19 protein-coding genes are annotated in these 19,875 nt (G+C 69.2%); 8 read left to right on the top strand and 11 right to left on the bottom strand.

Annotation, left to right across the window (positions count from 1 at the left end; genetic code table 11):
• Positions 1 to 65: 65 nt before the first annotated feature.
• Entirely contained in the window at positions 66 to 1,574 is a 1,509-nt protein-coding gene (locus tag RCO38_RS15190; protein ID WP_308329181.1) for an aminotransferase-like domain-containing protein, read from the top strand.
• Positions 1,575 to 1,606: 32 nt separating this feature from the next.
• Entirely contained in the window at positions 1,607 to 2,893 is a 1,287-nt protein-coding gene (locus tag RCO38_RS15185) for a cytochrome P450 (RefSeq protein WP_308329180.1), read from the top strand.
• A gap of 21 nt (positions 2,894 to 2,914) precedes the next feature.
• Here RCO38_RS15185 and RCO38_RS15180 read toward each other — a convergent pair whose 3' ends face one another.
• Together RCO38_RS15180 and RCO38_RS15175 are read right to left on the bottom strand one after the other, a co-directional pair.
• Complete coding sequence (locus RCO38_RS15180; RefSeq protein WP_308329179.1) at positions 2,915 to 3,778, bottom strand: hypothetical protein; 864 nt, start codon at positions 3,776 to 3,778, stop codon at positions 2,915 to 2,917.
• Positions 3,779 to 3,827: 49 nt separating this feature from the next.
• A complete protein-coding gene (locus RCO38_RS15175; RefSeq protein ID WP_308329178.1) occupies positions 3,828 to 5,060 on the bottom strand; it encodes a YihY family inner membrane protein in 1,233 nt (410 codons plus the stop codon).
• 21 nt (positions 5,061 to 5,081) lie between these two features.
• On the opposite strand from RCO38_RS15175, the gene RCO38_RS15170 reads away from it, so the two are divergent.
• Both RCO38_RS15170 and RCO38_RS15165 read left to right on the top strand, forming a co-directional pair.
• On the top strand, positions 5,082 to 5,570 hold the full coding sequence (locus RCO38_RS15170) for a DUF2069 domain-containing protein (protein ID WP_308329177.1): 489 nt from the start codon (positions 5,082 to 5,084) through the stop codon (positions 5,568 to 5,570).
• Positions 5,567 to 6,988: an FAD-binding oxidoreductase gene (locus RCO38_RS15165; RefSeq protein ID WP_308329176.1), complete on the top strand. Its 1,422-nt coding sequence runs from the start codon at positions 5,567 to 5,569 to the stop codon at positions 6,986 to 6,988. Before RCO38_RS15170 ends, RCO38_RS15165 begins: the two co-directional genes overlap by 4 nt.
• A gap of 10 nt (positions 6,989 to 6,998) precedes the next feature.
• Here RCO38_RS15165 and RCO38_RS15160 read toward each other — a convergent pair whose 3' ends face one another.
• Both RCO38_RS15160 and RCO38_RS15155 read right to left on the bottom strand, forming a co-directional pair.
• Positions 6,999 to 8,855, bottom strand: coding sequence for an O-linked N-acetylglucosamine transferase, SPINDLY family protein (locus tag RCO38_RS15160; RefSeq protein WP_308329175.1), 1,857 nt, complete (start codon positions 8,853 to 8,855; stop codon positions 6,999 to 7,001).
• Positions 8,856 to 8,919: 64 nt separating this feature from the next.
• On the bottom strand, positions 8,920 to 9,549 hold the full coding sequence (locus RCO38_RS15155) for a glutathione S-transferase family protein (protein WP_308329174.1): 630 nt from the start codon (positions 9,547 to 9,549) through the stop codon (positions 8,920 to 8,922).
• An 84-nt stretch (positions 9,550 to 9,633) separates the two neighbouring features.
• On the opposite strand from RCO38_RS15155, the gene RCO38_RS15150 reads away from it, so the two are divergent.
• From RCO38_RS15150 to RCO38_RS15140, 3 genes are read left to right on the top strand one after another with little or no spacing between them, the layout of a single operon-like run.
• Positions 9,634 to 10,476, top strand: a complete 843-nt coding sequence (locus RCO38_RS15150; RefSeq protein WP_308329173.1) for a thymidylate synthase — start codon at positions 9,634 to 9,636, stop codon at positions 10,474 to 10,476.
• A 10-nt stretch (positions 10,477 to 10,486) separates the two neighbouring features.
• A complete protein-coding gene (locus RCO38_RS15145; RefSeq protein WP_308329172.1) occupies positions 10,487 to 11,401 on the top strand; it encodes a DMT family transporter in 915 nt (304 codons plus the stop codon).
• Complete coding sequence (locus RCO38_RS15140) at positions 11,394 to 11,906, top strand: dihydrofolate reductase (RefSeq protein ID WP_308329171.1); 513 nt, start codon at positions 11,394 to 11,396, stop codon at positions 11,904 to 11,906. Before RCO38_RS15145 ends, RCO38_RS15140 begins: the two co-directional genes overlap by 8 nt.
• 21 nt (positions 11,907 to 11,927) lie before the next feature.
• On the opposite strand, the gene RCO38_RS15135 is transcribed toward RCO38_RS15140, so the two are convergent.
• The 5 genes from RCO38_RS15135 to RCO38_RS15115 are packed head-to-tail and all read right to left on the bottom strand — an operon-like array spanning position 11,928 to position 16,261.
• Positions 11,928 to 12,608 (bottom strand): tetratricopeptide repeat protein, encoded by a 681-nt coding sequence (locus RCO38_RS15135; protein ID WP_308329170.1) that lies wholly within the window; start codon positions 12,606 to 12,608, stop codon positions 11,928 to 11,930.
• Positions 12,609 to 12,631: 23 nt separating this feature from the next.
• Positions 12,632 to 13,453 (bottom strand): SDR family oxidoreductase, encoded by an 822-nt coding sequence (locus RCO38_RS15130; RefSeq protein ID WP_308329169.1) that lies wholly within the window; start codon positions 13,451 to 13,453, stop codon positions 12,632 to 12,634.
• Positions 13,450 to 14,142, bottom strand: coding sequence for a TenA family transcriptional regulator (locus RCO38_RS15125; protein WP_308329168.1), 693 nt, complete (start codon positions 14,140 to 14,142; stop codon positions 13,450 to 13,452). Before RCO38_RS15125 ends, RCO38_RS15130 begins: the two co-directional genes overlap by 4 nt.
• A gap of 20 nt (positions 14,143 to 14,162) precedes the next feature.
• A complete protein-coding gene (locus RCO38_RS15120; protein WP_308329167.1) occupies positions 14,163 to 15,617 on the bottom strand; it encodes an AMP-binding protein in 1,455 nt (484 codons plus the stop codon).
• Positions 15,614 to 16,261, bottom strand: a complete 648-nt coding sequence (locus RCO38_RS15115; protein WP_308329166.1) for a thermostable hemolysin — start codon at positions 16,259 to 16,261, stop codon at positions 15,614 to 15,616. Before RCO38_RS15115 ends, RCO38_RS15120 begins: the two co-directional genes overlap by 4 nt.
• Before the next feature lie 133 nt (positions 16,262 to 16,394).
• Here RCO38_RS15115 and xth point away from each other — a divergent pair, with 133 nt between their 5' ends.
• Positions 16,395 to 17,159, top strand: a complete 765-nt coding sequence (gene xth, locus RCO38_RS15110; RefSeq protein WP_308329165.1) for an exodeoxyribonuclease III — start codon at positions 16,395 to 16,397, stop codon at positions 17,157 to 17,159.
• Positions 17,160 to 17,165: 6 nt separating this feature from the next.
• On the opposite strand, the gene ntrC is transcribed toward xth, so the two are convergent.
• Positions 17,166 to 18,710 carry a nitrogen regulation protein NR(I) gene (gene ntrC, locus RCO38_RS15105; protein WP_308329164.1) on the bottom strand — a complete coding sequence of 515 codons (1,545 nt, stop codon included), beginning with the start codon at positions 18,708 to 18,710 and terminating at the stop codon, positions 17,166 to 17,168.
• Between the two features lie 38 nt (positions 18,711 to 18,748).
• Positions 18,749 to 19,837: a nitrogen regulation protein NR(II) gene (glnL, locus tag RCO38_RS15100; protein WP_308329388.1), complete on the bottom strand. Its 1,089-nt coding sequence runs from the start codon at positions 19,835 to 19,837 to the stop codon at positions 18,749 to 18,751.
• Positions 19,838 to 19,875: the final 38 nt, after the last annotated feature.

Below are 19,875 nucleotides of genomic sequence, written 5' to 3'. Positions count from 1 at the left end.
GTGCTGGTCGGCGGGAGACCATCTGGGCGCCCGGACGGCCGGGGCTCGGTTAGCATGGACCGCCCATGCCCGAGCCCACCCAGCCCCCTGCGCTGCGCCCGGTTCCACCGGTTCCGCCGCCCCTTGAGTCCGACCTGCCGCTCTACCAGCAGATCGCGCAGGCCCTGGCACAGCTCATCCACGGCGGCACCCTCAAGGCCGGCCAGCGCCTGCCCTCGGTGCGCGAAACCTCGGTGGCGCATGGCGTATCGATCTCTACGGCCCTGCAAGCCTACCGCCAGCTCGAAGAACAGGGCCTGGCGCAGGCGCGCCCCAAGGCCGGCTACTTCGTGCGGCGCCCGCAACGCATCGCCCAGCCCGGCCTGAGCGCCCCGCCGCAGCGCAGTTTTCTGGTGGAGCGGCAGACCCGTTCCGAAGGCTTCGCCATGCTGCACCAGCCGGGCGACCGGGCCAGCTTCGGCGGCTTCGCGCCCGAACAGAGCACCCTGTTCGACGAGGAGCGCCTGCGCGTCGCCATCGGCCGCGCCTCCCGCGTGCACCGTCACAGCCTGACCGAATACAACAAGGCCGATGCCGGCCGCCCCGCGCTGCGCCAGGCGGTGGCCCGGCGCGCGCTGCACCTGGGTTGCGCGCTGGACGCGGCGCACATCGTCATCACCGCCAGCTGTACGCAGGCGGTCAGTCTCTGCCTGCGCGCCGTCACCCAGCCCGGCGACGTGGTCGCGCTGGAGTCGCCCACCTTCTTCGGCTACCTCGACCTGATCGAGTCGCTGGGCCTGCGCGTGCTGGAGATTCCCACCCACCCCGCCACCGGTCTGTCCCTGCCCGCGCTCGAACTCGCGCTGGACACGCAGCCGGTCAAGGCGGTGCTGGCCGCGCCCACGCTGTCCAACCCGCTGGGCTCGGTGATGCCCATGGGTGCCAAACAGAAGCTGGTGAAGCTGCTGGCGCAGCGCGGCGTGCCGCTGATCGAGGACGTGGTGTTCAACGACCTGCTGGCCGGCGACGAGCGACGCAAGGCCGCCAAGTCCTTCGACACCGACGGCAACGTGATGGTCTGTGGCTCGTTCGCGAAGACGCTCACACCGGGCATCCGGCTGGGCTGGGTCGAGGCCGGCCGCTGGCGCGACAGCGTGGCATCGCACAAGCGGCTGCAGGGCGCCGCCACACCCGTGGTGCTTGAAGAGGCCCTGGCCGACCTGCTGAATCAGGGCAGCTACGAGGCCCACCTGCGGCGCCTGACCACCTACATGAACCAGCGCCGCAACGAGGCGCGCCGCCTCATCGCGCACCACTTCCCGCCGGGCACCAAGGTGAGCAACCCGCCTTCGGGCGACACGTTGTGGCTGGAGCTGGCGCCGGACCTCTCGGCCATGGAACTGTTCCGCCGCTGCGCCGCCGAAGGCATCACCTTCGGTCCGGGCGGGTTCTTCACCGCCACCGACCGCTACCGGCACTGCCTGCGTCTGAACTTCTCAGGTCCGTGGACCACGCTGGAGATGCAGGCGCTGGCGCGCATCGGCGAGATCGCGCGCCAGATGCTGCAGGAAAACCCCGAGAAGAAGCGCGCCTGAGCACCGCCCGGCGGCGCCAGAATGGCCGCACCATGATCCAGCCGTCCCAGATCACCCCACCCATGGGCGCCGAACGGGCGCACGAAATCGCCACGTCCTTCGACCTGCGCGCCCTGCCCGCCGACTTCCTGGCCAACCCGTTCCCGGTCTATGCGCTTCTGAGAGAACACGAACCGGTGCGGCGCATGCCCGACGGATCACTCTTCCTCACGCGCCACGCCGACCTGATGGCGGTGTACCGCGACGCGGCCGTGTTCAGCTCCGACAAGCACGTCGAGTTCGCGCCCAAGTACGGCGTGGACTCTCCGCTGTACGAGCACCACACCACCAGCCTGGTGTTCAACGACCCGCCGCTGCACACGCGGGTGCGCAAGCTCATCATGGGCGCCCTCACCCGCCGCGCGATCGCCGACATGGAGCCAGGCCTGGTCGCGCTGGTCGACCAGCTGCTCGACCGCATCGAGGCGCGGGGCGGTGGTGACCTGGTCGAAGACTTCGCCTCGGCCATCCCGGTGGAGATCATCGGCAACCTGCTGGGCGTGCCGCACCACGACCGCGGCCCGCTGCGCGACTGGTCGCTGGCCATCCTGGGTGCGCTCGAACCCGTGCCCACGCCCGAACAGCACGCCACCGGCAACCGCAGCGTGACCGAGATGCTGGCCTACCTGCGCACGCTGGTGGCCGAGCGTCGCCGGGCCCCGGGCGACCCGGAGCGCGACGTGCTCACGCGCCTGATCCAGGGCGAGGCCAATGGCGAGCAACTCAGCGAGGTCGAGCTGCTGCAGAACTGCATCTTCCTGCTCAACGCCGGCCACGAAACCACCACCAACCTGATCGGCAACGGCCTGATCCTGCTGCAGGAATTCCCGGAGCAGCGCGCGCAACTGCTGGCCGACCTGCGCGCGGCCGGCGACGCCGCCGCAAAGGAACAGGTGCTGACACTGGCGGTGGACGAGTGCCTGCGCTTCGAATCGTCCAACCAGCTGGGCAACCGGCGCGCGTTGTCGGCGGCCACCGTCGGCGGTCTGGCATTGGCACCCGGCACGCTGGTCACGCTGTGCATCGGCGCCGCCAACCGCGACCCCGCGGTGTACGAACATCCCGAGACCCTGAACCTGCGCCGCGAGGGCAACAAACACCTCGCCTTCGGCTTCGGCATTCACCAGTGCGCGGGCCTGAGCCTGGCGCGGCTCGAAGGCCGCATCGCCATCGGACGTTTTCTCGACCGCTTCCCCCGCTTTGAGCTCAGCGCGCCGCCGGTGCGCGGCGGGCGGGCACGGTTCCGGGGGTTTCTGCGAGCGCCGTTTTCCTGCGTCTGAGCGAAACCCTGACGTGCTGTTTCACCGCCCCATGTTGCTCCATCGGGGCTGATCTTTTTTCCAGACCATCAGCTGATCCGAGACCGGCTTGCGAGCCCGCTGGACAAACCGGGTGCAGGCACGCTGGACCTTCTCCTTCTGGTCGGGGTTGTCAATCACGAAGATCGCCTCGTCGGCGTCATAGACGCAAGCCCAGGCCACGCTGATCTGCTTGTCCCGTGCAAACGTCTCCCAATGCGATGACAGCAGCCAGGCCGGTGCGAAGAAGTCCCCGCCCAATCCGAACACATGGGTGTCCAGCTGGTTGAGCCGGAGTCCTGCCAGCGCTTGATGGTTGTTGTGGGCCGCACGGTCCCAGGCGCTCGCCTCGCCGAGGTTCATCTTTGCCAGCTCGTCGTCCATCAAGGGAGAGACCGACTCCGGCATGTCCACCACCAACATGGCGACCAGGTCGCCGGAAAGTGGCCTGATCACCAGACCCCGTGGCGCCTCCCGACCTTTCGACAGGGTCTGGGTCAGTCCCTCCACATAGTCTTTGCCGCGGATCACGACACGCAGCCGCGACGCTTCCGCCGTGCGCCCCCCTTCCGTCGAGAGCATGCGCAACGACATTTGCACCAGCAGGTCAGTCTGCTGATCACACGCGTCGGGGGTTTGGCCGCAAATCCGACGCACATTGTCGAGGTAGACCTGAAACTCCTTGCCTGCTTTCTTCAACTGGATGTCGTTCGGTCCGGCTTCTTTGATTTCCAGTTGAGGATCGACGGCGCGCAACCGCTGGATCACCTGGTCTGTCAGACCATCACACCAAGCGGGTGAGCTGCAGACCAGAGAAGCCAAGGCCAGGCTGCACACCCGTGCACGACCGCTGAATGGGTTGCCCATTTCATTCCTCCAAAACTGTTGTGTGAGCGTTGTACATGCGCCCGGCACCTCAAGGCACCGACGGCGTCGCCAGCGCCTGCGCCACCGTCATGCTGCGCAGCCCGCTGACCGCCCAGAAGGCCTCGGTACTGGGTGAGTCGGGCAACAGCAGGCGCTGCGCCAGCGGGGCCACCGGCAGGTTCGCCGGGTCCTGCAGCAGCACGTAGCGCTCGTCCGATTCGTCCAGCCGGCCCAGCCAGTCGAGCGCCACCAGCGCGCCGATCGGTTCCTCCAGATGCAGCGGGTCCACCTGCAGCGCCTGCGCCAGCGCATCGAGGCTCAGGCCCCGTGCCGGCGCCTCGCGCACCACCTGCAGCTGCACCAGCGTCTCCAGCGCCAGCTGGAAGCGCCAGCCGGGGTAGTTGCCGCGGCGGGCGATGCCCGAAAGCAGGCTGGGCAGGTAGGCCGCGACCACCGCGCCCAGCAGAACGATCACCCAGGCCACGTAGAACCAGACCAGCAGGATGGGCACGGTGGCAAAGGTGCCGTAGACCACCGAATAGGTCGGCACCTGGCCGAGGTACCAGGCGAGCACGCCCTTGGCCAGTTCCAGCGCACCGGCGGTGAACAGGCCGCCCACCAGCGCGTGCGACCAGCGCACCTTGGTATTGGGCACGAAGCGGTAGAGCGCGGCCATCCCACCGGTCATGAGCACGAACTGCAGCGAATCCAGCAGCACCCGCACGCTGCCCGAGCGCACCACGCCGCCCCCGGAAAAGGCGTAGGAGGTGGCGGTCAGGCTCGCGGCCAGCAGCAGCGGGCCCAGGGTGAGCACGGCCCAATAGACCAGCACACGCTGCGTCAGCGGCCGCGGCGTGCGCACGCGCCAGATGTCGTTGAGCTTGCGGTCGATGGTCAGGATCAGCGCCAGCGCGGTGAACAGCAGCACCAGCGCGCCCGCCCAGCCGATCTGCCCGGCCTTGGCCGCGAACTGGTTGAGGTAGCTCAGCACCTGCTTGGCGATGTTGTCGGGCACGAGGCTTTCGACCAGCCAGCGCTGCAGGGTGAGCTGCAGGCGGCCGAACATCGGGAAGGCGCTGAAGATGGCCAGCGCCACCGTGAACAGCGGCACCAGCGAGATGGTGGTGGTGAAGGTGAGGCTGGAGGCGGTCACGCCCAGGCGGTCTTCGCGAAAGCGCTCGCGCAGGGTCAGCGCGGTGGTGCGCCAGGGGAAACGCAGCAGGTTCTGCCACAGCTCGGCCAGCAGGGTCTGGGCGTCGGCAAGGCGCTCGGAAACAGTCATCCCGGTATCATGCCACCCGCCATGACAGACCCGCTCTCCCCCTCTTCTCCTGCGACCGCCATGGCTTCGGCGCCTGCGGGCGTGGCCCGCTCCCGCCAGCTCGCGGTGGCCAGCCTGGTGGCGCTGACCGCGCTGTGCCTGGCCTGGGAGCTGTGGCTGGCGCCGCTGCGGCCCGGTGGCTCATGGCTGGCGCTCAAGGCGCTGCCGCTGACCCTCCCGCTGGCCGGTCTGCTCAGCAACCGCATGTACACCTACCGCTGGCTCAGCCTGCTGGTCTGGCTGTACGCCGCCGAGGGTGCGGTGCGCCTGACCAGCGACACCAACTCTGTCTCGGCCCTGCTCGCCGGCATTGAACTGCTGCTGTGTGTCGTGCTCTTCGTGGCCTGCACCTGGCACATCCGCACCCGCCTGCGCGCCGCGGGCAAGGAGGCGATTGCCGCCGACGCCGCCCGGCGTGCCGTCGAGGCGGGCTATGCGGCCGACCCGGTGCGTCCTTCGGAATCACCATGAACGACCTGATCAAGATCCTGCAGGGCATCGTCGGCGCCGGGCAGGTGCTGACCCACGACGATCCCGCGACCGACCTCTCGGCCTGGGAACAGGACTGGCGCAAGCGCGCCACAGGCCGGGCGCTGGCCGTGGTGCGACCCGGCCGAACGGCCGAGGTGGCGGCGGTGGTGAAGGCCTGCGCCGCGGCCGGCGTGAGCATCGTGCCCCAGGGTGGCAACACCGGCCTGGTGGTCGGCTCGGTGCCCGACGACAGCGGCTCCCAGGTGGTGCTCAGCCTGACGCGCATGAACGCCGTGCGCGCGATCGACGGCGACAACCTCACCATGACGGTCGAGGCCGGCTGCGTGCTGCAGGTGCTGCAGGAACAGGCGGAAAAAGCCGGCTACCTGTTCCCTCTTTCGCTCGCGGCCGAAGGCAGCTGCACCATCGGCGGCAACCTCGCCACCAACGCCGGCGGCACGCAGGTCGTGCGCTACGGCAACGCGCGCGAGCTGTGCCTGGGGCTGGAGGTGGTGACGGCGCAGGGCGAGGTCTGGAACGGCCTCTCGGGTCTGCGCAAGGACAACACCGGTTACGACCTGCGCGACCTTTTCGTGGGCAGCGAAGGCACGCTGGGCGTGATCACCGCCGCGACCATGAAGCTCTATCCCCTGCCCGCCGCGCAGCTCACCGCCTGGGCCGCCGTGCCGTCGCTGGAAGCGGCGGTGCAGCTGCTGGGCCTGGCGCACCGGCACCTGGGCGCGGGCCTGACCGGCTTCGAGGTCATGGGCCAGTTCGCGCTTTCGCTGGTGGCCCAACACTTCCCCCAGCAGCGCGTGCCCCTGTGGGCCGATCACCCCTACTGCGTACTTCTGGAAAACAGCGACAGCGAGTCCGAGGACCATGCGCGCGGTCAGTTCGAGCGCCTGCTGGAGACCGCGTTTGAAAGCGGCGTGGTGAGCGACGCCGTGGTGGCCGAGAGCCTGCAGCAGGCGCACGCGCTGTGGCACATCCGCGAGAGCATCCCGCTGGCGCAGGCCGAAGAAGGCCTCAACATCAAGCACGACATCAGCATCCCGGTCTCGAAGATCCCCGCCTTCTGCGCCGAGACCGACGCGCTGCTGCAGCGCGAGGTGGCGGGCGTGCGCCTGGTCAACTTCGGCCACCTGGGCGACGGCAACCTGCACTACAACGTGCAGGCGCCCGAAGGCATCGATCCGGCCACCTTCCTGCGCGAACAGGAGGAGCGGGTCAACCACCTGGTGTTCGACCAGGTCGCGCGCTTCGATGGCTCGATCAGCGCCGAACACGGTGTTGGCAGCCTCAAGGTGGACACGCTGCCCCAGTACAAGGACCCGGTGGCGCTGGCGCTGATGAAATCGCTCAAGCGGGCGCTGGACCCGCAGAACATCCTCAACCCCGGCCGGGTACTGAACTGAGCCGCCGGGCTCAGTTCGCGCAGAAGTCGCGCAGCAGCCGCTCCAGTTCGGCGGCGAAGGTCTCGGCGTCGAACAGCGGGCTCGTTCGCGCGGTCTCGCGCAGGTGCTGGCGCAGCGCCCGCAGCCGGGCCACGGCCACTGGACGGTCCGCGGCCAGCGCCGCGGCCTTGGCCACGTACCCGTCCTCGCTGCGGGCCACCCAGTCGCCCAGCCCCACGTTGTCCAGCATGGCCTGCCCCTGGCGCCCCAGCATGCCCGGCGTGGCGAGCGACAGCGTCGGAACCCCCATCCAGATCGCCTCGGCGGTGGTGGTGCCGCCCGGGTAGGGAAATGTGTCGAGCAGCACGTCCACCTCGGCGTACTGGCCCAGGTAGTGCTCTCGCGGCAGGTTGCCCGCCATGAACACGCGCCGCAGGTCGATGCCCGCGGCGCGCAGCCGCTCGCGCATGCGCAGCAGCTGCTGCTCTTCCTCGAAACGGCTGTTCTGCAGGCGCAGCACCGAGGCCGGCACGGCGTCCAGCACCCGCCGCCACAGCGCCAGCACGGGGTCGTTGATCTTGCTGGCGTTCTGGAAGCAGCCGAAGGTGATCCACGGCAGCGCGGCCATGGGTGGTTCGGGCACCACTTCCGGGGCGTTCTCGGGCGGCGTGAGGCACAGGCGGCTGTGCGGCATATACAGCACCCGTTCGCTGAAGAAGCGGGCCTCTTGGGCGGGCACGCAGTGCGGGTCGGCGATCACCGCGTCGATGAAGGGCAGCCCGGTGGTGCCGAAGTAGCCCAGCCAGGACACCTGGCGCCGCGCAGGCCTGCGCACCAGCACGCCAGGCCGGTTGCCGGTGGTGTGGCCGCTGAGGTCCAGCAAAACGTCCAGGTCGTCCACCGCGATGGACTCGGCCACGCGCTGGTCGGTTTCATTCAGGATGTCGCGCCACTGGGCGAACGCGGCCCGGATGCGTGGAGGCACCACGGCGCCCGGCGCCTGGTTCGCATAGGCGAACAGGTCGACCTCGCGCTGGCGCAACGCGTCCAGCACCGTCTCCAGGAAGTGCCCCACGGGGTGCTGCCGCAGATCGGCCGAGAGCAGGCCCACCCGCAGCCGCCGCCCCACCGCCCGGGCGGGCGCCGGCGGGCACGCCAGGCTGCGGCGCACTGCGTCGGCCTGCAGCGCGCGTCCGTGCAGCCGGCTCACCTCGCGCACCCGGTCCAGGTCGAGCGGCCAGCGGTAATGCAGCGAGAACAGGTAGTTGCTCAGCGACTCGGCGTGGCCGGGCTGGATCGCCAGGGCGCGCTCGTAGTGCGGCAACGCCCGCTCAAAGTCGCCCAGCCTGCCGTACACGCAGCCGAGGCCGAACTGCAGGCCGGCGTGCGGCGCCGACCCGGCCGGCAGCAGCACCGCCAGCGCCTGCGCCGGGTCGCGCAGGTTGTTCAGGTGGATCGAGGCCAGGTTCACGCGCGCCTGCACGTTGGCCGGGAAGCGCCGCACCAGATCCTCCAGCGCCATGTGGGCCTCGTGCAGCTGGTCCAGCTTGAACAGCGCGGTTGCGTGGTTGAGCAGCACCAGCTCGTCGTCGGGCCGTTCCTGCACCAGAGGCCGGAGCACCGACAGCGCCTCGCGGTGACGGGCCAGCGCGAGGAACACCACGGAGAGGGCCCGGCGCACCGGCACGGACGCCGGGTCCGCAGCCAGCGCCTTGAGCAGCACCTGCTCCGCCTCGTGGTAACGCCCCTGACCGGACAGGCGGTGCGCATGGGCCACTGGGGACGCCGCGGCATCGCTGGCGGACGCAGGCACCGGTGGGGACGGACGGGCGCCCTGACGCGTGATCTGCCCGGTGACGACGACCCCCGGCCGGGTGCGGACCGTCACCTCGGCCGGAACTGAAGAAGGCGGCGAGGGATCGGAGGCGGATGGCACCATGGACAACGGCGGTTCAGCCCGCCTGCTGGGCCTTGAGGCGCTCTTCGTTGAGGCGGTCGGCGCGCTGTGCGGCCGGGCGCTCTTTCAGCCTTTGCACGTAGTCGGCGAACGCGGGCCGTTTCTCGATCGACCCAAACATCAGACCCCAGGCCAGGCTGGAGCCGAGGTACACGTCTGCGGCGGTGAAGCGTTCACCGCAGACGAAGGGGCCGGGCTGGAGGGCCTTTTCCAGCGCGTTCAGGGTGTCCTCGTAGCAGCCGAAACCGGCCATGCCCTCCCGGCCTGCGGGCACCTGCCAGCCCAGCGCCCGGGCCGTCACCGCCTGCTCCAGCGGCCCGGCGCCGAAAAACAGCCAGCGCAGCCAGGTGCCGCGCAAGGGGTCGCCCGGCACGGGCGCCAGACCGGTTTCGGGAAAGGCATCGGCCAGGTACGCGCAGATCGCGGCGGCTTCGGTCACCACCACGTCGTCGTGCCGCAGGGCCGGCACCTTGCCCATGGGGTTGACCGCGCGGTACTCGGGTGTCTTCATCTCGGGACCGAAGTTGAGCCAGACCGTGCGGTAGGGCTGGCCCACCTCTTCCATCATCCAGTGCACGATGCGGCCCCGGGACTGTGGGTTGGTGTAGAAAACCAGTTCGCTCATGGCGTCCTCCTGTGGTCGGTGGTGGCAAAGGGCCATCCTAGCCGCTGGTCCGGGGGGCTACAACCATGCAGGCAAAATGGCGGGATGTCCGCCCCCACCACCCGCCCGATCCGCTCCCAGTACGAAGACTTCATGCGCCATGTCTACACGCACGGCGTGCAGAAGGGCGACCGCACCGGCACCGGCACGCGCAGCGTGTTCGGCCACCAGATGCGCTTCGACCTGAACGAGGGTTTTCCGCTGGTCACCACCAAGAAGGTGTTCCTCAAGGCCATCATCGTCGAGCTGCTGTGGTTCCTGCGCGGCGACTCCAACGTGAAGTGGCTGCAGGAACGCGGCTGCACCATCTGGGACGAATGGGCGCGTGAAGACGGCGAGCTGGGGCCGGTCTACGGCGTGCAGTGGCGCAACTGGCCCAAGCCGGGCGGCGGCCACATCGACCAGATCAGCGAAGTCGTCAAACAGCTCAAGACCAACCCCGACAGCCGCCGCATCATCGTCAGCGCCTGGAACGTGGCCGACCTGGACCAGATGGCGCTGATGCCCTGCCACGCCTTCTTCCAGTTCTATGTGGCGCCCGCCACCGAGCCCGGGGGCAAGGGCAAGCTCAGCTGCCAGCTCTACCAGCGCAGCGCCGACATCTTCCTGGGTGTGCCGTTCAACATCGCGTCGTACGCTCTGCTGACCCACATGCTGGCCCAGCAGTGCGACCTGGACGTGGGCGACTTCATCTGGACCGGCGGCGACTGCCACATCTACAGCAACCACCACGAACAGGTGGAACTGCAGCTGAGCCGCCAGCCTTTCGCCTACCCGACGCTGCACATCAAACGCAAGCCGGCCTCGATCTTCGATTACGCGTACGAAGACTTCGAAGTCGTGGGCTACGAGTGCCACCCGGCCATCAAGGCACCCGTCGCGGTCTGACCCTGTTTCCGTGATCTCGCGCCGCCAGCTCTGGGCGCTGCTGGCCCTCACGCTCATGTGGGGGGTCAACTGGCCCATGATGAAACTCTCGCTGCAGCAGCTCTCGCCGCTGTATTTCCGCGCCAGCACCATGCTGCTGGGGGCCGCCTGGCTGTTCGCCTACGTGGCCGCCAAGGGCGAACGCATGCGGCCGGCGGGCCGCGAGTGGCTGGCGATTGCCTGGCTGGGCCTGCCCAACGTGCTGGGCTGGCACACGCTGTCCATCTTCGGTGTGCAGGAGCTGGCTTCGGGCCGCGCCGCCATCCTGGGCTTCACCATGCCCATCTTCACTGTGCTGATCGGTGCGGCCTTCTTCGGGGAGCGCATCACGCCGCGCGTGCGGCTGGCGTTGGTCTGCGTGAGCCTGGCCATCGGCCTGCTGCTGTGGCACGAGTTGCAGCGCCTGAGTGGCCGGCCCGCGGGTGTGGCCTGGATGCTCAGCGCCGCGGCCTGCTGGGCGCTGGGCACGCTGATGTTCCGCCGCGCCCACCTCACGCTCTCGCCGCTGGTGGTCACGGTGTGGATGCTGCTGCTGGGCAGCGGCGTGCTCTGGGGGCTGGCGCTGTCGCTCGAACCGCTGCCGCAGCCGGCCAGCTTCACGCCGCTGATGTGGGTCAGCCTGGCCTATGGTGTGCTCATCAACTACGGCTTCGCGCAGCTGATCTGGTTCGGCATGGCGCGAGACCTGCCACCGGCCACCAGCGCCATGAGCGTGATGGCCATCCCGCTGGTGGGCACGCTCAGCGCCACCCTCATCACCGGCGAGGTGCCGCACTGGCAGGACTGGCTGGCCATGGTGTTCGTGATGGTGGCGATCGCCAGCGTGCTGCTGCCGGCCGGCGTTCTGAAGCGGCAAACGGGCACGGCACAATCGCCCGATGCCTGACAACTCCGCCCCCGCCCGCCTTCATCTCATCTACGCCCGCGCCGCCAACGGCGTGATCGGCAAGGACAACCGGCTGCCCTGGCACCTGCCCGAAGACCTGGCGCACTTCAAGCGGACCACGCTGGGCTGCCCGGTCATCATGGGCCGCAAGACCTGGGACTCGCTGCCGCCGAAGTTCCGCCCGCTGCCCGGTCGGCTGAACATCGTCGTCACGCGCGATGCCGGCTTTGCCGCTGACGGGGCCGCGGTGGCGCACTCGCTGGAGGACGCGCGCGACCTCTGCCCCACCGGCAGCACCGCCTGGGTGATCGGCGGCGCGCAGATCTATGCGCAGGCGCTGCCGCTGGCGAGCGAGGTGGTGGTGACCGAGATCGCGCATCACTTCGAGGGCGACGCTTTCGCGCCCGTGCTGGGCAGCGACTGGCACGAGGTGGCTCGCGAAGAGCAGGTCAGCGCCAGCGGCCTGCCTTTCGCCTTCGTCACCTACCGGCGCGCGGGCGCCTGAGCGTCCGCCGCCCGGCGGCGCTCACTTCGACTTGATCTTTTCCATCAGCTCGCGCGCTTCGGCGCGGCGGCCTTCGTCGGCGATCTGGCGGCCGGCGCGGGGCGGCGCCTGCATCACCTTCTCCAGGTGCGCCACCGCTTTCTGCGGCTCGCCCGTCTCCACCAGGTAGTCGGCATAGAAGTAGTTGGCGTCGATCCCCTTGGGGTTCACGGCCAGGGCCTTCTGCAGCAGGTCACGGGCCTTGTCCTTGTCACCGAACGCGATCGGCCAGCCGGGGACTTTGTAATAGAGCACGCCCAGGCTGTTGTAGGCCGAGCCGTCGAGCGCGTTGCCGTCGATCTGGATCGCCTGCTCGTACAGCACCTTGGCCTGCTTGACCAGGCCCAGCGCGCCCAGGCCGCCCTTGGCACCGCCCCAGGAGCTGAGGATGATGCCTTCCCAGACCATGGGCTCGGCGCGGCCGGCAAAGCCTTCGCTGACCTTGTGGGCGCGGGCGGCCAGCGCCTCGAATTTCCTTTCCTTCTCGGCCGCGGGTGTCTTGTAGTTGATGACCTCCCAGGCCTGCTGCAGCTCGGCCACGGATTCTTCAACCGTGGCCGCCTGCGCCGCGGGCAGCAGGGACAGGCCCGACAGCGCCAGCAGCGCGAACGTGAGGCGGCGGCGCGACGCACCGGGGACGGACAGCGGAAACGGAACAGACATGGAAGGACCTCCGGGAATGTGATTCAGGAACTCAGGACCGGCCGGACAAGACCGGTGGTTTGCAGGTGGCGGCTGTGGCGCTTGAAGCTGCCGTCCAGCAGCGCAGGCGCCAGGCCGTTGAGGCGGGCGGCGAACTTCTCGGGGAAGCCCAGGAAACGCTCGCCTGCCCGGCTCTCCAGCAGCGCCACCAGCGCGGCCGCCACCTGTTCGGGACGGTCGCTGGCGGTGCCGGTGGCCTGGTTGTAGGCCTCGGCGGCCTCGCTGTTGAACGCCGTCTTCGTGGTGCGCGGGCCGAGGTACTGCACCGCCACCGGCGTCTCGGCCAGTTCGCGGCGCAGCGCCTGCGCAAAGCCGCGCAGGCCGAACTTGCCCGCGCTGTAGACGCTGAAGCCCGGCAGGCCGATGGCCCCCAGGGCAGAGCCCACGCAGATCACCTGCGCCGCCGGCTGGGCCAGCAGGTGCGGCAACAGGCCACGCGTGAGCAGCATGGGCGCCAACAGATTGGTCTGCAGCGCCGCCGCCATCTGCTCGGGGGTCTGGTCCTGCAGGCGCCCGAACGCCGGCAGCCCGGCGTTGTGCACCAGCACGTTGCAGCCCCAGACCGCCGCCTGCGCCGACAGACTCTCCAGATCCTGGGGCTGCGTCAGATCCGCCACCCGCAAGGCCAGCCGCGCGGGATGGGCGCCGGTGGTCCGGCCCAGATCGCGCGCGAGATCCTCCAGCCGGGACGCCGAACGCCCCACGAGCATCACCGCCGCCCCGGCCTTGAGCAGCGCCTCGGCGCTGGCGGCGCCAATGCCACCGGCGGCGCCGGTGATCACCACACGCGCGTGCGCGGCCTTCATGCAGCCACCGCCTCGTGTATCGGCTTCGCAGTGTTCGTCCGGGGCAACGGCAGGCCGCGGAACACGTCGCCGTAGAGCCGGAAGAACGCCTTGGCGCCGTGCACGATGTCGGCCTGGTCCTGCGGATCCTCGATGCGGTCCATCAGCAGCTGGAAGTGGGCCGTGTGCTCCTGGTCCAGCGTGCCGTGCGAGCGCAGGTAGCTGAAGGCCGCGTCGGGCAGGTTCAGCGGCTTCTGGATGCTGTCGGCCGCCAGCAGCGCCAGCGAGACACTGGTGCCTTCGAGCACATGCACCATGCCGAAGAAACCCAGCGGGTTGCCGCGGTGGATGGTGTCGTAGGCGTAGGCGACCATGACCTCGGCCGCGTGGCCTGGCCGGCCGCGACGCACCGCCTCGGCATCACCGCCACAGGCCCGGATGTCGTCCAGGATCCACTCCTCATGGCCCTTTTCCTCTTCGACGTACTCGTCCAGAGCGGGGGCCAGCCAGGCGTGGTGCGCCGGCAGCGCGGCCTGGCAGGCCTGCAGCAGCGGCACGGTGTGCTTCACATGGTGGTAGGCCTCGGTGAGGAAGGCGATGTAGCTGGGCAGCGAAACTTCGCCGCGCAGGCAGCCCTGGATGATGGGTGCGGACAGCAGGCCCATGCGGGCCTGTTCGGTCTGTTGCAGCAGTTGGGCGTGAAAGGACATGGGGACTCCTGGAAAAAAGCTCAGGCGGTCACCGCATCGCGGGCGGTGAGACCGAGCAGAGGGGAATGAAGGGCGAGGATGGCGTCGCGGCGCGGCCGGCCATTGGCGGTGGCCATGCCACTGCCGGCGGTGAACGGCGCCTGTGCCCGCACCCAGCGGGCCACGCGCGCGTAGTCGGGCAGCGCCGCGTTGGCGGCGTCGACCTCGGCCTGGATGGCCGCATCGGGCAGGGCCTCATGCACCGGCCAGACCACCGCACACAGGGCCGGCTCGCCATCACCGAGCACCACCGCCTGAGCCATGGTGCGGCCGCTGCGCAGCGCGGTCTCGACCCACTCGGGCGAGACGTTGCGACCGAAGGCGGTGATCAGCACGTGTTTGAGGCGGCCGCGCACGTGCACAAACCCGTCGGCATCGATCTCGCCCAGGTCGCCTGTGGGCCACCAGTCGCCTTGCAGCGGCGGCTGGCCGAGGTAACCCAGCATCAGGCCGCCAGCCACCTCGATCTCACCGTGTTCATTCACCCGCAGACGCGCATGTGGCAGGGCACGCCCGGCGCTGCCCGGCCGGTCGGCTCCGGGCAGGTTGAGCGTCTGCACCGACGAGCCTTCGGACAGGCCGTAGCCTTCATGAGCGGGGATGCCGAGCTGTCGCGCCGCCAGCAGCAGCGGCGAGCCCACGGCAGCGCCTCCGACCGCGACCAGGCGCAGCCCGTCGGGAGCCCGGCGCCCCTGCCCCGCCAGCCAGCCCGCCCAGGCGCGCAGCATCTGCGGCAGCAGGATCAGGCTGTGTGGCCGGTGGCGCTCCACCGCGGCGTTGAACACAGCGGGGTCGAACGAGGACGAACCGCTGAGCCCCAGCTCTGCCAGCGGCGGCACCAGGCACTCGGTGCCGCGCGCCAGCGGAGCCATCACCCCGGCCACGTTCTCCAGCAGCACCGCCAGCGGCAGTGCGCACAGGTGGCGGCGGATGTCCAGCGGCTCGAGCGCCTGCACCAGCGCATCGCGCACCCGGTGCAGGCCCGCGCTGCCCAGGCACACGCCTTTGGGCGTGCCGGTGGTGCCGGAGGTGAAGGTCAGCTTGGCCGTGCCGGGCGGCATGGGCAGGCCCTGCGCCGGCAGGCGCAGCGCACACACCGGTTCACCCGCCACGGTCCATGGCTCGCACGGTGCCTGCGGCCAGCGCGCGGCCAGAGTCGCAAACGTGAGCAGCGTGTCGACGCCAGCCGCCTGCAGCGCGTGCGCGGTCTGTTCGGGTGTGAAAAACAGCGGCAGCGGCACGTGCACCACCCTGGCCTGCTCCGCCGCGAGATCAGCCACGACCCAGGGCATGCCGTTGTCCAGCAGCGTGGCCAGCACCCGGGTGCCGGCCTGCTGCAGCCGTGCCACCAGTGCCGCCACTTCGGTGGCCAGCTCGTCGCGGGTCAGGCCGGCTCGGCCGTTGCCCAGAGCGATCTCGGATTCGGTCGCGCTCATGCGTCCAGCCCCCGGGCGTGCCGGCGCTGCAGCCAGCGCAGCGCCGGCTGCATCTGCCCCGCCAGCACCACCGGGTGATGTTCGTAGTAGCGGCCCCACTCGCCCGCCTGCGCGCCCAGCGCGGTGGCGTCGGCCCGGCCCAAGGCCAGCGGCGTGATCCCCATGCGCACGAACAGGTGGCGCAGTTCTTCGGTCAGCGTGCTGACCACCCACTGCGCGTTCTGTGCGGCCAGGTGGTGGGCCAATCGCACGATCAGGCGGCGGCCTTCACCGGCCCGCTCCGACGCCAGATGCCCGACCTCGACGATGCCCGCACGGGCCACCGCCGGCTGGCCAGGGTCGCCCAGGCACTGCTCGATCGGCCGGTCCAGATAGCGCTCCAGAAACAGTCCCCCCTGGTCGGCAAAGCGGTAGCCGGCCGCAGCCAGAATGTCGCCACTGGCCGGGTCGCGCAGGCACACCAGTTCGGGGGCGAAGCGCTGCACACGTGCACCAAAACGGCGCGCAAACACCCGATGGATGAAGCGCTCCACGGATTCGCGCCCCGGATCGGACTCGGCACACACGCAGAGCGAAGGCGTCGGATTCGTCGCGGGGAACGAGGGGGCGCATGGGCCACCGGCGGTGGCAATGGCCAGAGACATCGGGCTTCCTTTTCCAGCCGGTTCGGCCGGACACGGGCGCATGGTCTGTGGACCAGATTAAGCGAGTCTTATGGGAGACGTAACAGTGCCCCCACTCCCTAGAATGCGGCTCTTTGATCGCCTCGGAAACGCCATGCAACTCGCCACCTGGAACGTCAACTCCCTCAACGTGCGCCTGCCCCAGGTGCTGGCCTGGCTGTCCGCCCACCCGGTGGACGTGCTGGCCCTGCAGGAGCTCAAACTCACCGACGACAAGTTCCCGGTGCAGGCCTTCACCGATGCCGGCTACCACGCCCAGTGGTTCGGGCAGAAGACCTACAACGGCGTGGCCCTGCTGAGCAAGGCGCCAGCAGAGGACGTCATCAGGAACATCCCGGGCTTGGACGACGGCCAGGCGCGCGTGCTCTGCGCCACCATCGACGGCGTGCGCGTGATCGGGGCCTACTTTCCCAACGGTCAGGAGCCCGGCAGCGACAAGTTCGCCTACAAGATGCGCTGGCTGGACGCGCTGCGCGAGTGGGTGCGGGCCGAGATGGCGGTGCACACGCAGCTGGTGCTCATGGGCGACTACAACATCACCTTCGACGACGCCGACGTCTGGGACCCGGTGGGCCTGCGCGAGACCATCCACTGCACGACAGAGGAACGCACGCACCTGCAAGGCCTGATCGGTCTGGGCCTGCACGACGCCCACAGGCTGTTCGAGCACCCGCCCAAGACCTTCAGCTGGTGGGACTACCGCATGCTGGGGTTCCAGAAGAACCGGGGCCTGCGCATCGACCACATCCTGGTCAGCGACGCGCTCAAAGCCCGCACCACCGCCTGCGAGATCGACCGCGCGCCCCGCAAGAACCCTCAGCCCAGCGACCACGCACCCGTGGTGCTGACGCTGGCCTGAGCGCGGTCATTCCAGATTCAGTTCCTGGATCTTGCGGGTGATCGTGTTGCGGCCGATGCCCAGCTTGTGCGCGGCCTCGATGCGGCGCCCGCGGGTGTTGGCCAGAGCGGTCAGGATCAGGCCGGTCTCGAAGCGGCGCGTGAGCACGTCCCACACGTCGGTGCGCCCAGCCTCCAGCAACGACCGCGCCTCGGCCTGAAGGCCCAGCTCCCAGGCCGCCACCGGGACAGGCGCTGCGGGCGCGCCCACAGCGGCCACCACAGATACCTCGGGTACCGCTGGAGCCCACTCCACCGGGGCCACCGACGGCGCCGGCGCTGGGGCCGCAAAGGCAGCCGGCACCGGCTCGGCAGGCGCATGCACCTCCGGCGGCACCGCATCGCCGACCACGGACAACACCTCCGGTGGCAGGTCCTTGACCTCGATCATCTGGGCCGGCGCCATCACCGTCAGCCAGTGGCAGACGTTTTCCAGCTGCCGCACGTTGCCCGGAAAGTCGAAACCGCTGAGCAGGCGCAGCGCAGCGTCCGAAATGCGCTTGGGCTCCACCCCCAGCTGCTTGGCGCTCTGCTGCAGAAAAAAGCGCGTGAGCATGGGCACGTCCTCGCGCCGCTCGCGCAGGGCGGGCAGGCGCAGGCGGATCACGTTGAGGCGGTGGAACAGGTCCTCGCGGAACACGCCTTCCTTGACGCGTTGCTCCAGGTTCTGGTGGGTTGCCGCGATCACGCGCACATTGGCCTTGACGGCGCTGTGTCCTCCCACACGGTAGAAATGGCCGTCGGACAGCACGCGCAGCAGGCGCGTTTGCAGGTCGAACGGCATGTCACCGATTTCGTCGAGGAACAGCGTGCCGCCCTCTGCCTGCTCGAAGCGGCCCCGGCGCATGGTCTGTGCGCCGGTGAAAGCACCACGCTCGTGGCCGAAAAGCTCGGACTCCAGCAGGTCCTTGGGAATCGCTGCCGTGTTGATGGCCACGAACGGACCGCCACCGCGCGGCGAATGCTTGTGCAGCGCGCGCGCCACCAGTTCCTTGCCCGAGCCCGACTCGCCCGTGATCAGCACGGTCACGTTGCTCTGCGACAAGCGTCCGATGGCGCGGAACACGTCCTGCATGGCGGGCGCCTGGCCCAGCATCTCGGGCGCGGCCGACAGCGACTCCTGCGCCACCTCCTCGCGCTGGCTCTCTTCCACTGCGCGGTGAATCAGTTCCAGCGCCTTGGGCAGGTCGAAGGGTTTGGGCAAGTACTCGAACGCGCCGCCCTGGAATGCGGACACGGCGCTGTCCAGATCCGAGAACGCAGTCATGATGATGACCGGCAGCCCGGGCAGCTTCTCCTTGACCTTCTCCAGCAGATCCAGCCCCGAACCTCCCGGCATGCGGATGTCGCTCACAAGGATCTGGGGGCCCTCGCTTTCGGGCGTCTCGGCCAGCGCCTTGAGAACTTCCTGCGGATTGGTGAAGCTGCGGGTGGGCAGGTTCTCCCGCAGCAGTGCCTTCTCCAGAACGAAGCGGATCGATTGGTCGTCATCCACTATCCAGATCGGCTTCATGTGTGCGTCTTCCCTTCCTCAGTCGAGGCGTTTCGGTTTCATGGCAACGGAATCAGCAATTTGAAATCCGTGTGGCCCGGCGCGCTCTCACACTCGATCAGTCCGTGGTGCTGCTGCACAAAGGTTTGGGCCAGGGTCAGCCCCAGCCCGGAACCTCCCTCACGACCCGACACCAGCGGGAAGAAGATGCGGTCCTTGATCGCATCGGGCACGCCAGGCCCGTTGTCGATCACATGCAATTCCAGTGCCAGGCGATAGCGCTGCTTGCCGAAGGTCACCTGGCGACCCACGCGCGTGCGCAGGGTGATCTGCGCATCACCCGCTGCGATGCGGTCGGCCAGCGCCTGCGCCGCGTTGTGCGCGATGTTGAGCACCGCCTGGATCAGTTGCTCCTTGTCACCGCGGAACTCGGGAATGGAGGTGTCGTAGTCGCGCACCACCTTCAGGCCGCGGGGAAACTCGGCCACGATCAGCGAGCGCACGCGCTCGCACACCTCGTGGATGTTCACATCGCCCACCACGTGAGGCCTGCGGTGCGGCGCCAGCAGGCGGTCCACCAGCGACTGGAGGCGGTCGGCTTCGTGGATGATGACCTGCGTGTACTCGGTCAGCTGCTTGTTGTCGAGTTCGAGTTCAAGAAGCTGCGCAGCGCCGCGGATGCCGCCCAGCGGGTTCTTGATCTCGTGCGCCAGATTGCGGATCAGCTCCTTGTTGGCCTGGGCCTGGTCAATCAGGCGCTCTTCCCGCTCCTGCCGGGCCTGCTGTTCCAGCGGAAGCAGCTCGACAATGACCTCCCCCGCCGTGTCGGTCTGCGCCACCACCACGTGGACCGGCAGTGGTTCGTGGGCAAGGCGCCGCAGCCAGGCGTCGTAGCGCAGGGCGGCAAACTCGTTGCCAGCGGCACCGCTGAGCGCGTTCTGCAGCAGCTGCGGTTCGGTAAAGCACTCCTGCAGCAGGGTGCCCGTGATGCTGCGGCGGGACATGCCCAGGGCATCCTCCAGCGCTGCATTGGCAAAGAGCACCTGACCGTCGAGCGACACCACCGCCACCAGCGTGGCCAGCAGATCGAGTGACTGGAACCTGCCGTGCGCCGAGGCGGCGCGCTGCGCAGCCTTGCCCGGCAGCATGGCCGCAGCGACTCGGGACAAGGTGGGAGAAAGGTCCG

The organism is Hydrogenophaga pseudoflava (assembly GCF_031020795.1).
In the GTDB taxonomy this organism is placed as follows: domain Bacteria; phylum Pseudomonadota; class Gammaproteobacteria; order Burkholderiales; family Burkholderiaceae_C; genus Hydrogenophaga; species Hydrogenophaga pseudoflava_A.
This window is presented reverse-complemented; position numbering and strand designations above follow the sequence as displayed.